This window comes from Gracilimonas sp. (genome assembly GCF_035704785.1).
In the GTDB taxonomy this organism is placed as follows: domain Bacteria; phylum Bacteroidota; class Rhodothermia; order Balneolales; family Balneolaceae; genus Gracilimonas.
The window spans coordinates 1-11977 of the sequence record NZ_DASSWP010000160.1; the positions used below are offsets into that span (position 1 = coordinate 1).

13 protein-coding genes and 1 other RNA gene are annotated in these 11977 nt (G+C 42.7%); 5 read left to right on the forward strand and 9 right to left on the reverse strand.

The window, feature by feature from the left end:
* Both VFM80_RS09565 and VFM80_RS09570 read left to right on the forward strand, forming a co-directional pair.
* The coding region (locus tag VFM80_RS09565; protein WP_395071606.1) for an amidohydrolase family protein at window positions 1-425 on the forward strand (425 nt) is incomplete at its 5' end.
* Window positions 426-446: 21 nt separating this feature from the next.
* Window positions 447-995: a DUF2911 domain-containing protein gene (locus tag VFM80_RS09570; protein WP_395071607.1), complete on the forward strand. Its 549-nt coding sequence runs from the start codon at window positions 447-449 to the stop codon at window positions 993-995.
* An 88-nt stretch (window positions 996-1083) separates the two neighbouring features.
* Here VFM80_RS09570 and ffs read toward each other — a convergent pair.
* Window positions 1084-1184: signal recognition particle sRNA small type (gene ffs / locus VFM80_RS09575), an RNA gene on the reverse strand.
* A 172-nt stretch (window positions 1185-1356) separates the two neighbouring features.
* Between ffs and VFM80_RS09580 the strand changes: the two genes are divergently transcribed.
* Complete coding sequence (locus VFM80_RS09580; RefSeq protein WP_395071608.1) at window positions 1357-1932, forward strand: DUF2179 domain-containing protein; 576 nt, start codon at window positions 1357-1359, stop codon at window positions 1930-1932.
* A 3-nt stretch (window positions 1933-1935) separates the two neighbouring features.
* Here the strand turns inward: VFM80_RS09580 and VFM80_RS09585 are convergent, their stop codons facing one another.
* From VFM80_RS09585 to rpmH, 7 genes are all read right to left on the reverse strand, one after another.
* Complete coding sequence (locus VFM80_RS09585; RefSeq protein ID WP_395071609.1) at window positions 1936-2355, reverse strand: secondary thiamine-phosphate synthase enzyme YjbQ; 420 nt, start codon at window positions 2353-2355, stop codon at window positions 1936-1938.
* Between the two features lie 76 nt (window positions 2356-2431).
* A complete protein-coding gene (gene ispH / locus VFM80_RS09590; RefSeq protein WP_395071617.1) occupies window positions 2432-3652 on the reverse strand; it encodes a 4-hydroxy-3-methylbut-2-enyl diphosphate reductase in 1221 nt (406 codons plus the stop codon).
* A 52-nt stretch (window positions 3653-3704) separates the two neighbouring features.
* On the reverse strand, window positions 3705-5042 hold the full coding sequence (locus VFM80_RS09595; protein ID WP_395071610.1) for an aminopeptidase P family protein: 1338 nt from the start codon (window positions 5040-5042) through the stop codon (window positions 3705-3707).
* Window positions 5043-5123: 81 nt separating this feature from the next.
* Entirely contained in the window at window positions 5124-6038 is a 915-nt protein-coding gene (locus VFM80_RS09600; RefSeq protein ID WP_395071611.1) for a type I restriction enzyme HsdR N-terminal domain-containing protein, read from the reverse strand.
* A 68-nt stretch (window positions 6039-6106) separates the two neighbouring features.
* Entirely contained in the window at window positions 6107-7912 is a 1806-nt protein-coding gene (gene yidC, locus VFM80_RS09605) for a membrane protein insertase YidC (protein ID WP_395071612.1), read from the reverse strand.
* A 12-nt stretch (window positions 7913-7924) separates the two neighbouring features.
* Window positions 7925-8356 (reverse strand): ribonuclease P protein component, encoded by a 432-nt coding sequence (locus VFM80_RS09610; RefSeq protein ID WP_395071613.1) that lies wholly within the window; start codon window positions 8354-8356, stop codon window positions 7925-7927.
* Window positions 8334-8492: a 50S ribosomal protein L34 gene (rpmH, locus tag VFM80_RS09615; RefSeq protein WP_103664365.1), complete on the reverse strand. Its 159-nt coding sequence runs from the start codon at window positions 8490-8492 to the stop codon at window positions 8334-8336. The genes VFM80_RS09610 and rpmH overlap by 23 nt, the downstream gene beginning before the upstream one ends.
* A gap of 214 nt (window positions 8493-8706) precedes the next feature.
* Between rpmH and VFM80_RS09620 the strand changes: the two genes are divergently transcribed.
* Window positions 8707-9495: a tetratricopeptide repeat protein gene (locus VFM80_RS09620; protein ID WP_395071614.1), complete on the forward strand. Its 789-nt coding sequence runs from the start codon at window positions 8707-8709 to the stop codon at window positions 9493-9495.
* A 76-nt stretch (window positions 9496-9571) separates the two neighbouring features.
* Here the strand turns inward: VFM80_RS09620 and VFM80_RS09625 are convergent, their stop codons facing one another.
* Window positions 9572-11029, reverse strand: coding sequence for a glycine--tRNA ligase (locus VFM80_RS09625; RefSeq protein WP_395071615.1), 1458 nt, complete (start codon window positions 11027-11029; stop codon window positions 9572-9574).
* 256 nt (window positions 11030-11285) lie between these two features.
* Here VFM80_RS09625 and nth point away from each other — a divergent pair.
* Window positions 11286-11977 (forward strand): endonuclease III (nth, locus tag VFM80_RS09630; protein ID WP_395071616.1); only part of this gene is annotated, 692 nt, incomplete at its 3' end.

Consider the following 11977-nt stretch of genomic DNA (forward strand, 5'->3'; position numbering starts at 1 on the left):
TGCAGGAACAATGGAATGTGTTCCGAAAGCACCCTGAAACTACCTTCATCAATGCGCATTTTGGCTGGATGGCTAACGACCTTGCCCGGCTTGGCGAACATCTCGATGAATTCCCAAATGTATACACCGAAACGGCTGCAATCATAGCTGAACTTGGACGGCAGCCAAGATTTGCCAAGGAATTCTTCATCAAATATCAGGATAGAATTTTATTTGGTAAAGATACATATCGGCCTGTGGAATTCCACACCTATTTCAGAGTGCTTGAAAGCGATGATGAGTATTTTGATTATTTCCGGCGCCGCCATGCCTTTTGGCAAATGTATGGATTGGATTTGCCCGATGAAGTGTTAGAAAAAGTGTACTATAAGAATGCCCTCAAAATAATTCCGGGCATTGATGCATCTTTGTTTGAATCTAACTGATAACCTTTAAATTACGGTACAATGAAAAAACTAATACAACTTACATTTTTGATAGTATTTACTGCATTCTTTATTTCAGAGAACGTCCTTGCACAAGAACGGGGAAATGACAGCAACCGGGCAAGTCCCAATGCGTCGATAAGTCAGACTATCGGTACGACTGAAGTTACTGTCACTTACGGTCGCCCGGCACTTAAAGACCGGGGGTATTTTGGTGACAATACTGCCTTAGCTCCTATAGGCAGTGTCTGGAGAACGGGTGCTAATGAATCAACAGCAATTACCTTTTCTGATGATGTGATGTTTGGCGGGGAGCAAGTAGAAGCCGGAACTTATTCACTTTACACTATTCCCGGAACTGATGAATGGACCATCATTCTTAACGGCAAGCTTTCATGGGGAACACAATATGATGAAGCAGAAGATGTGGTTCGTGTGACCGCAGAGCCTGTCGAAGGCTCTGATCTTGAATGGTTCGAGATTTACTTCAATGAGTTGTCTGACACCAAAGCTCATTTAAACCTTCACTGGGGCACTACCCGAGTGCCGGTCCCAATTGAGACCATGTAAACCATTTACTGCTGCCTAAAATTAAAAAACCCCGTACATAACTTTATGCGCGGGGTTTTTTATTGGAATACAGTTTCCAAAATAAAAAAATGGGCAAGCGACCTATATCACACCGCTACGACCAAATTACCGCTGCTGCGTTCCCGCCCTGACGGAGTTCAAAGGGAGCTGGCTGTATAGGACTTGCCCAAGGCTTAAAGATAAGGTTTATTAGGCTCCACTATCAAGAATTATTTAGTTGTTCTTTTGTGCCTTTTTTGGTGAAACTTCAGATTTTTTTCTCAAAAAAATTGAAACTATATATCCCATTCAAAGTGAAAGTATATTATTAGTATCTTTTGTGTTCACTTAAATCTCTCTCATGCCTGAGCTTTCTGCCTTACTTCTTCCCACTATAATTTTTTTCGCCCGTATTGCTGATGTATCTCTCGGTACACTTCGAATAACCATGGTATCCCGCGGATACAAATGGGAGTCTGCCCTGCTGGGTTTTTTCGAAGTGTTGATCTGGGTAATCGTGGTATCACAACTGCTCACCAATCTTGATAACTGGGTGAATTACATTGCCTATGCTGCCGGATTTTCAGCAGGTACTTTTATGGGGCTTTATATTGAAGACAAGATGAAAGTAGGTACCGTCCTGGTTCGGATCATAACGCTGCAAAAATCACATGATATTATTGAGGCGCTGAAAGAAGCCGGAGTGGCAGTAACCAGCGTAGATGCCAAAGGCGGCTTTAATGACGTTACAATTATTTTCACCGTACTAAAGAGAAAAAAACTAAATAGAGTGTTTGATATCGTAAAGGAAATAGACCCTGAAGCATTCTTCTCCACGGAAGAAGTGAAGTATTCCAACAAACATCACGACCATCTTCCTCTCGCTGATAACTTAAGTCCGCTCGATCGGCTAATGAGAATCCGAAAAGGAATATAAAATTCACTCACCATTTAAGGTGATCACCAGTTTACGGGATCCCCCCCGATTCCGATGTTCACACAAATATACCCCTTGCCAGGTTCCGAGATTGAATCTGCCATTGGTAATGGGGATAGAAACGGATGAACCAAGCAATGAACTTTTGATGTGGGAAGTCATGTCGTCCGTTCCTTCAAGGGTGTGCTCATAAAGGGATGTATCTTCCGGAACAGCCCGGTTGAAGTGCGATTCAAAATCTCTGCGTACAGAAGGATCTGCATTTTCGTTGATCGTCAATCCAGCACTGGTATGTTGAATAAAGATATGCGCCATTCCCGTTTTAATGTCTTTGATCTCCGGAATTTCCCGAAATATCTCATCTGTGATAATATGGTAGCCACGGGATTTAGGGGAAAGCTGAATTTCTTTTTGTATCCACATGGCTTCGTTATTGGTTAATCGTTGATTCGGTAATGGCACTCCGATCTACGAATTACGATTAACAGTTTCAAAAAATTTAAGCTTCTTCCGTTTCCAACTTTTCTTCGAAGGGAGAGATCACTTCATCCACCTCTTTGGTTCCTTCAAAGTAATCCAAGACCTGAAGCAGTACTTCATCCACTAAAATATCCGGGCAGGAAGCGCCGGAGGTCAATGCTATTTTTAAAGGTTTCTTGTCAGAAGAAAGCCAGTTTTCGGTTTCCTTCATTGCTTTATCCCATTGATTGAAATGTAGGATCTTATCCTCCGAGAGCTCACCTTTATCCCGCACATGATAGGTTGGGAATTTGTGTTCAAGGATCTCAACCAGGTGCATGGTGTTCGATGAATTGTAACCACCCACAACAAGTGCCAGATCTGCATTGGTCTCAGCCAGAGCCAATGTTGCCGACTGATTCTCATTGGTGGCGTAACACAAGGTGTCTGAAGTCTCTGCAAAGTGATCAAGGATGTCGGCCTCGCCGTATCGTTTTATAGCCGCCTGACGGAGAATTTCCATGACTTCCTGAGTTTCGGTGGCCAGCATCGTGGTCTGATTTATAACTCCAAATCGCACCATGTCTTGCAGCGGACTAAATCCTTCTGTGGATTTATGACCAAAATATTTTCCAAAGTCAGAAAGCGGTCTGTCTTCGGTAAGGATATCAGCCAAAATCCGTGCTTCTTCAGGATTTAAAACTACCACCACTTCGGAATGATCGGCACTGTGAGAAAAGGTGGCCCGAGTTTCCTCATGCTGATGCTTCCCATGAACAACCAAACTGTAATCTTTTTTCCCGAGCTGTTTTCCTCGCTTCCAAACCTTCTCCACAAACGGGCAGGTGGTATTGTATTGATAAGGATCGATCCCTACTTCTTTTAACTGCTCCTGAATTTCAAGAGTGGTTCCAAAAGCCGGCACGATCACGATATCATCCGAGTTCAGCGATGAAATTGGAATGCGCTCGGTTCCATCCGTATCAAATAAAAATTTCACACCTTTCTTTTGAAGGTCTTCATTCACGGTGGGATTATGGATCATTTCGCTGAGCAGATAAATATCCTTATCGGGATTTTCAGTCACTGTTCGATATGCAATATCGATCGCATTTTCCACACCATAGCAAAATCCAAAAAAGCGGGGAATGTAGAACTGCACCGGACCAAAATCGAGCAGTGTCGGCTCCAGATCTTTTTTCATCGGGTCGATGATCTTGGTCGCCTCTTTCACCTTTCGGATGATCGGCGAACGGTACATTTCAGGAATGTCGAATTTTTTACGTGCCACTGTTCGTTATTCGTTTATTTCGTTATTCGTTGATCAATTTCTCGACTTCAGCCCGTTTTTTCGGTACATCAGTGAGATTCTCATAGCCATCTTCTGTAACCAAGATATTATCCTCGATACGAATTCCACCAAATTCATACATCTTGGTGATCTTCTCGGCATTCAGATATTTTGAATGAGTACCATCTGCCAGTGCCGGAATCAACAGCGCAGGAATAAAATAGACTCCGGGTTCAATGGTCACTACCATACCGGGTTGAAGATCGCGACGAGCTCTCAGAAACTTAATTCCAGGGCGGTCAATGCGCTCCACTCCTTTCGGGTAACCGCCAACATCATGAGTATCCAGACCGAGGAAGTGCCCTAATCCGTGCGGGAAGAACAATGCGAAAATGTCGTTTTCCATCATATCATCAACTGAGCCTTTAACGATTCCGGCATCTTTGAGTCCTTCCATGATGGTTCGGGCTGCATCAAGATGCAAATCTTCCATTTTCGCTCCGGGTTTCACTTTTTCAATAGAATTATTAAGGGCGTTCAATACCGCATCATATACGCCTGCCTGCAGATCTGTAAATTTTCCATTAGCTGGATAGGTTCTGGTGATATCCGATGCGTAGCCTTGATATTCATGGCCGGCATCCAGTAAAAACAGGTCTCCATCTTTTATCTGACTGGTGTTTTCTACATAGTGAAGAATAGCTCCATTTTTTCCACCTGCAAAAATTCCGTTATAGGCATCTTGCTGCAATCCATGTTGATACTGAATTTTTGTAAAGATAGCCTTTAGCTCATACTCATACATACCCGGCTTGATGGCCTTCATCACTTCGGTATGAGCAAGGTTATTCACCTTAGCCGACTTGCGCATGTATTCCAGCTCTTCATCAGTTTTAATAACACGGCAGTAAGTGAGCGCATCCTGAAGGGTTTCTATATCTGCTTCAAAGCCACGATCGAGGTCTTCTATCAGCTCAGCATCTATTTCATTCAGGCAATATACTTTGTCCGGTTTGATCTCATTCATCACCGTCAGAATTTCGTTGGTATAATGCAGATGGTCCGGATTATACTGCTCCTTCCAGGCATCCTGCGATTTCACATATCCGTGCCACACCGCAAATTGAGCATCTCTTTTTGGGACAAAAAGGTGGTATTCTTCCGTCTTTAAGTCGAGGATCAATGCACATTCCGGTTCATTCACTCCTGTTAGATACCAGAAATTTGACTCTTGGCGAAAGGGGTATTCATAATCCGTTTCATTACGATATAGAATTTCTGAACCCTGAATAAAAACGGCACCTTGTTGTCCGTCATCAAATAGTGAGAATAGCTTTTCGCGGTGTTTTTGGTGCATCATCGGTCTTTAAATAAAATGGTTTAAAATGATTTTTAGGACCTGAAGGATACAGAAATACCCAATGAATATCGACCAAACGGCTCAGGAATGTTTAAGCAAAAGACGGTGAAATTCCGGGATCACATTCACAATATTTTTATTGAGATCGAAGCCAGTTTCATCGGTCAGGTCAATTTCTGATCTGCCTTTTGATGAATGAATTTCAGTGTTCTTTTTTTCCTGTTCAGCGATCAGGTCCAGTGAGGTTGTAAAAAAAGCGGTATTTGCTCCGGCTTCGTTCAGCACAACATTTAATCTAGTTCTTCCAAAGGAATTGGCTGCTATACTAATTCCCATTTTCACATTCTCCCTTACTCCAAAGATTCGATAATAATGCCCGAGCGCAAACTCCGATGGGAATCCTTCAAAACTCAAAAATTTAACAGGCTGATGCGGATCACCAAAAAGCGCTGTGCAGGTATTTGTTGCAAACACTTTGGCTTCAGGCTTTAACTTTTGCCCAACGAACGCCCGTTCTTCCCAATAAGTAAGTGGCCTTTGAATTTCATTCATCGGTTTGAAGGGTTTTGGGATTTTTTCTTGCGAAATAACCTGCTCATCTTCAATTTTAAACCAAAAATCCAGCGTTCCATTGCTTACCAATACGAAAGGTGCTCCTACTTTTTGGTTATATCGAGCTACCTGAATGGCCGCTTTTTCATCGAGCTTAATATCCGGGGCTTTACATTCAACGAGTAATAACGGCTTAAAATCATTGTCATAGCAGATGATATCCGTTCGGGATTTGGATTTATCCCCTACCAGCTTAACAGGACTTTCAAAGGAAATGCGTGAATCTGAAATCCCTGATTCCATGGTAAGAAAATCAATGAGTTTCAGACGGACTCTTTCCTCGGGTAGATTGACAAACGTCTTTTTCAGAATGGGATTCCAAAGACGTTTCTCTCCGTCACGGAATCGAAACTGAGGAAAATGTGAAAGGGCTTTACTGAGCAAAAGACGAATGATGTTAGATGTTCAAGTTTAATTTAACACTTAACACCATTCTTATTAGAAAAAACTATTTATGCTTTTGCTACTTCTTTGTCATCCTTGTCACCATGCAAACTTCGCTTGATGAAAAACTGCTGAATAATGGAAAGTACGTTAAATACAAGGTAGTATAAACTCAATCCGGCTGCGAAATTATTGAAAATAAACAACAGCATGATCGGGAAGATGTACTGTAGCACTTTCATTTGTCCGGCCATTGGACTGCTTCCTCCACCGCCGCTCATTCCACCGGTAAGTTTACTTTGTACCATCATAGCTGCCGTCATCAATAATACAAAACCGGCAATCTGATCACCAAGAAAAGGAATCTCGAATGGCAGGCTAAGAATATAATCCGGCGCTGAAAGGTCGCCCGCCCATAGGAATTCTTCCTGACGTATCAAAATAGAGTTCTGAAAATACCGCCAAAGTGTAATCAAGATTGGAAACTGCAGTAGATTGGGCAAACAGCCTCCGAGCGGATTCACCTTATTCTTGCGATAAAGATCCATCGTTGCTTTTTGCTGTTTCTGCGGATTGTCTTTGTACTTCTCTTGTATCTCCTTCATTTGGGGTTGAAGTTCACCCATGGCCGCCATGCTCTTGTAACTTTTATAGGTGAGCGGAGAGAGCACCAGTTTAACCAGGGATGCAAATACAATGATGATAATTCCATAATTGCTGGTAAAGCCTGACATGAATTCAAAGAATGGAATGACCATCCAACGAACAAATGGATCCGAGAACCATCGCAACCAGCTCCATCCCACATCAACCATATCATATGCATGATCGTCTATCTTGGTAACTTCACGATACTTCAAAGGTCCCAAATAGAGCTCAAAAGACGCATTCCCTTGTTCATTAAGGTTGGTTCTGATGGAAGATGTATACCTATGATCTGTATTTGGATTATCAATAGCTCCCGTGACTTCTCCGGTAAGCAATGCAGCATCGGTTGGAGATAATGGCTTGATCAGCTGAGTAAAGAATTTGGTTTTCGTTGCAACCCAATCAATATTACCGTTGATCATGGTTTCATCACGACCGGCTTCATCCAGTTTAAATTTCTCGAGTTCCCCACCGGCATACACATACGCAGCCGTTTCGAGTGCATCCTGAGTAGGATCCTTTTCCGTGAAGTTAAGAGGAGCAGTCCATCCAAAATCAATATCACCTCCTACCACATAATCCAGAAGTCCTTTAAATTGGACATCCACATCAATTTCGTAATTATCGCCATTCAGCAGATAAGTAACAATCACTTCACGGCTATCTTCAAGCTCTAATTCATAGCGGACTTCACGCTGCTCGCCAGAAGCGATATCAAGGGAGTTACCCGGGGTAACCTGACGAAACAGAATATTCTGAGTTTCTACATTGTAGTTCTCGGTAGATAAGAAACCGATATTGTAGGCAGAATGGGTAGTATCATCAATAAGTTGAACCGGACGGCCATCCCAGGTATCATACTCATTCAACAAAAAAGAACTTGGACCGGCTCCGCGATTCGTAAATGTAACTGTATAGAGTGGAGTAGTTACTTCAATTTCAGATCGCTCAGCAACCTGACTGTTTGCAAAAAGCCCTCTTACTTCAAGAACATCATCAACATCTTCACTAATGGTCGGCTCACTGCGCTCGCTTTCCTGCTCTTCAGGTTGACCTACTTGATCTAACGAGTCCTGTTGATTTCTTTCAATTTGGGCAAGACTGTCCTGAACAACTTGTTCCTGCCGTTGTTGTGCTAATTCTTCTTCGGAAGGCATGGTAAAATAAAACCACCCCAGCATGAGAAAAAATATTAAGACAAATCCGGTGGCTGTGTTCTTATCCAAAAGTATAAATTTTTAAGAGAATGAATTTTTTAGCATCAAGCGTTTGCGCAACTGTTCCAAAAGGACAATCACATCATCTTGAACCGTTTCAAAGGTAAGGCCGGTACGACGTGCCATAAAAGCGTAGTGTAATCCTATTTCAGCTGTTATGGACAATTCGGTTATGATGTGTTGATTAAGTCGATAAGCTTCACGCAGTAATCGCTTGGTTTTAGTGCGTTGCACAGCTTTACCAATTTTTTTAGGAGCTATAAAACCGACAAGAATTTCTTTATCGGTATTTGGGTATGTGGTATAGCGAAGATTCACGTTTTGTGATGCAAGGAGAGAGGAACTTGAAAAGAGCTCCTCAAAATTTCGCCTGCCACGTAAAATATGAGACTTAGGTAACGTAAAATTACGTTCCGGAGACCCCGTAAGGTTACTTGGCTCCTTTTCTCTCATCACTGACGGTTAGCTTATGACGGCCTTTTTTGCGACGACTCGCAATTGTTTTGCGTCCGTTTTTGCTAGACATACGTTCGCGAAAACCATGTTTGTTCTTGCGCTTCTTATTACTTGGTTGATACGTGCGTTTCATGAATTTGGATATTTTATGCGTTCAATTTCTTATCCCAAAAAGGCTTTAAATATAAAGAGAATCTCCGAAAAAACAGAACTATTATTTATACTATCCTCGCTTTTTAATCCTTGTGCTGCAAATGAACATTTAAGCCCTGCAATACGTTAACTAACTACTCCTTATGGTTTCTATAAGTTCTTAAAAACACTGTAACTAATTGACGGATATATTTATGCCCCACCATTTATTAAATAAAGGATTCTTTCTTGTGATCATGATCTGCTTGATCATTCCTGATCTTACAAAAGCTCAGGATGCTGCTTCCATAGACTCACTGGCGAGTGAAGCGGCTGCATATTTTGAGGAGGCTAAGGAAGAAGAAGCACTTGAAACCTATCTCAAAATACTCGACGAAAATCCCGAACATTTTGAAGCGCTTTGGAATACCGCACTGCTTTATTCACGTATAGGGTTCCGCATGGATTCTGAAAAAGAAAAGGAAGACTATTACAAGAGATCGTTGAAGTATGCTGAGAAAGCCTTAGAGCTCTATCCCGATAATGGTTACACACAGTTTGTATATGCAGTAGCACAGGGCCGCATTTCTGATATCTCCGGTTCAAATACACGCATTAAAAAGTCGCACATTGTAAAAGAGCATGCTGATAGAGCCGTGGAATTACTCCCCAATTATGCGCCTGCCTGGCATTTGTTAGGGGTGTGGAACAGTAAAGTGGCCAATATAGGATCAGCTAAGCGTTTTGCGGCCGGAATTTTTTCTAAAGGATTACCAGATGGAGCCTCCAATGCAAAAGCAGAAGAGTACATCAAAAAAGCCATAGAACTTAGACCTGAGAAGGTCATTCGTTTTAAGCTTGACCTTGCCCATCACTATGAACGGTCCGGTCAGAAGCAAAAAGCGATACAAATATTAAAGGAAGTGCTACAGGAAAATCCTAAAAATGAGATCGAAGAATGGAATTTGGAGAGGGCCAAGAAATTGCTGGAAGAACTTTCCTGAATAACATCAATGTCAGGGATAAAAAAAAGCGGACAACTTACCCGCCTTAAATACATCTGTTATATGGATCTTAAGATCATTCCGGTTTCCAGTTCTTCATTCCGTCTCTGATTACATTCGCGATCTTAGACACCGGAATCCTTTCCTGACTCATATCATCACGGTAGCGAATGGTCACCGTATCCTCTCCTTCTGACTCAACCCCATCAAAATCTACCGTAATGCAGAATGGAGTGCCGGCTTCATCCAACCTTCGGTAGCGCTTACCAATGGAACCTGAATCATCATAAATCACTGAGAATTCCTCACGCAGATCCTCCTCAATTTTGTGTGCCAGATCCTGAAGTTTGTCTTTCTTGATAAGCGGGAAGATACCGACCTGGACTGGAGCCAATTTCGGATTCATTTTCAATACCACACGTGTATCGCCATCTACTTCTTCCTCGCGGTACGCATCACAAAGAACCATCAATGTAAGGCGATCGAGTCCGACAGAAGTTTCAATTACATAAGGCACATACCGTTCCTGGTTCTTTTGATCGAAGTAGTCTAATTTTTTACCCGAGAATTCGGCATGCTGGCTCAAATCAAAATCAGTCCGGTTGTGGATTCCTTCCACCTCCTGCCAGCCAATTGGGTATTTGTATTGAATATCAGCAGCGGCTCTTGCATAGTGAGCCAGTTTATCTTCAGGATGCGGAGCCGTTCTTAGATTCTCTTCACGAATTCCCATTTTCTTATGCCACTCAAGGCGTTTTTCGAGCCATTTTTCATACTCGGCTTCATCGGTTCCGGGCTTCACAAAATATTGCATTTCCATCTGTTCAAATTCCCGCATGCGAAATACGAACTGCCGGGCTACCACTTCATTCCGAAATGCTTTCCCGGTTTGAGCGATCCCAAATGGAACCTGAACCCGGGCGGTATCAAGTACATTCTTGTAATTCACGAAAATTCCCTGAGCCGTTTCCGGTCGAAGATACACACCGTCTTCTTCGGTAGAAGTAGAACCAAACTGGGTTTTGAACATCAAATTGAACTGTCGAACTTCCGTCCAGTCGAAAGCGCCGGATTCAGGAGCCCGGATCTCATTTTCCATGATGATCTCGTGCAGATCTTCGGTCAGACTTTTTCGGGAACCGCAAGAATCCAGCTTTTCCTGAATGGCGTTGGCTTCTTCATGCTTCTCATCTTTTCGCAGCTTTTCGATGTGCTGCTCAATGATCATATCTGCACGATAGCGTTTTTTGGACTGCTTGTCATCGATCATCGGGTCATTAAATCCACCAACGTGACCACTTGCTTCCCACACTTTCGGATGCATGAAAATAGCTGCATCAATCCCGACAATATTATCATGGCAGCGGGTCATCTCCTTCCACCAGGCATCGCGGATGTTTCGTTTTAATTCTACACCGAGGGGGCCGTAATCATATACGGCACTGAGTCCGCCGTAAATTTCTGAGGATTGAAAGATGAAGCCCCGCGCTTTCGCCAGCGATACAATTTTATCCAGGTTGTCTAAATTCGACATGTATGAGTGTGGTGTTTACAGTTCAAAATTCCTTGAGCTTCAAAGATAAGGAATAGAACATCGAATGTGGAACATCCCACAAGGAATTTTACCACCAAATCTCTAAAGCACAAAAGGTAAAATTTGAAAACCACTAAAAGAGTAATCTAAATTTCGTGCCTTCGTGTTTTAGTGGCGAAAACAATCTGCGTATCTATCAGTAAAATGATACCTTCAAACGCACTGATAACTGTTTACAGAAAACTGATCACTGAACATGGCGAAAGAGAAAAATAAACTTCCAAAGCTCCCTAAGAAATCAAAAAAGCAAAAAGAGCGGGCTATGGAAATCTTGAATGAGCTTTGCAAACACTATCCCAATCCGCATTGTGAGCTGAATCATAGAAATCCCTTTGAACTGCTGATCGCCACCATTTTGAGTGCGCAGTGTACGGATGTCCGAGTAAACAAAACCACTCCTGACCTTTTTGAGACCTACCCAACTCCGGAATTGATGAAGGATGCTCCGCTGGAAGAACTGGAAGAGTTGGTTCGTTCTACAGGTTTCTATCGCAACAAAGCCAAATCACTAAAAGAGACTTCCCAAATTTTGGTGGAGGAATTTGACGGGGAAGTCCCCCAGAACATGGAAGATTTACTAAAGCTTCGCGGTGCCGCCCGAAAAACAGCAAATGTGGTGTTGGGGAATGCATTTGGAATAAACGTTGGTGTTGTGGTTGATACACACGTAAAACGTTTTTCAAATCGGTTTGGGCTCACCAAAGAGAAAAAGAATACGAACAAGATAGAGAAAGACCTGATGGCCTTATTCCCCCGCGAAAGCTGGACCGATCTGTCACACCTGATGATCCACCATGGCCGCGGCCCGTGCAAAGCCCGAATTTCAGAAGCGCCGGATCATCCCCTGTGCAAAAACTACGGTATCAATTGTAAATGCCAGAAGATGCG

Coding starts and splice junctions, on each gene's coding strand:
- VFM80_RS09580 (WP_395071608.1), top strand. CDS start 1,357: ATGCCTGAGCTTTCTGCCTTACTTCTTCCCACTATAATTTTTTTCGCC.
- VFM80_RS09595 (WP_395071610.1), bottom strand. CDS start 5,042: ATGATGCACCAAAAACACCGCGAAAAGCTATTCTCACTATTTGATGAC.
- VFM80_RS09620 (WP_395071614.1), top strand. CDS start 8,707: ATGCCCCACCATTTATTAAATAAAGGATTCTTTCTTGTGATCATGATC.
- VFM80_RS09625 (WP_395071615.1), bottom strand. CDS start 11,029: ATGTCGAATTTAGACAACCTGGATAAAATTGTATCGCTGGCGAAAGCG.
- VFM80_RS09585 (WP_395071609.1), bottom strand. CDS start 2,355: ATGTGGATACAAAAAGAAATTCAGCTTTCCCCTAAATCCCGTGGCTAC.
- VFM80_RS09570 (WP_395071607.1), top strand. CDS start 447: ATGAAAAAACTAATACAACTTACATTTTTGATAGTATTTACTGCATTC.
- ispH (WP_395071617.1), bottom strand. CDS start 3,652: ATGTACCGTTCGCCGATCATCCGAAAGGTGAAAGAGGCGACCAAGATC.
- rpmH (WP_103664365.1), bottom strand. CDS start 8,492: ATGAAACGCACGTATCAACCAAGTAATAAGAAGCGCAAGAACAAACAT.
- VFM80_RS09610 (WP_395071613.1), bottom strand. CDS start 8,356: ATGAGAGAAAAGGAGCCAAGTAACCTTACGGGGTCTCCGGAACGTAAT.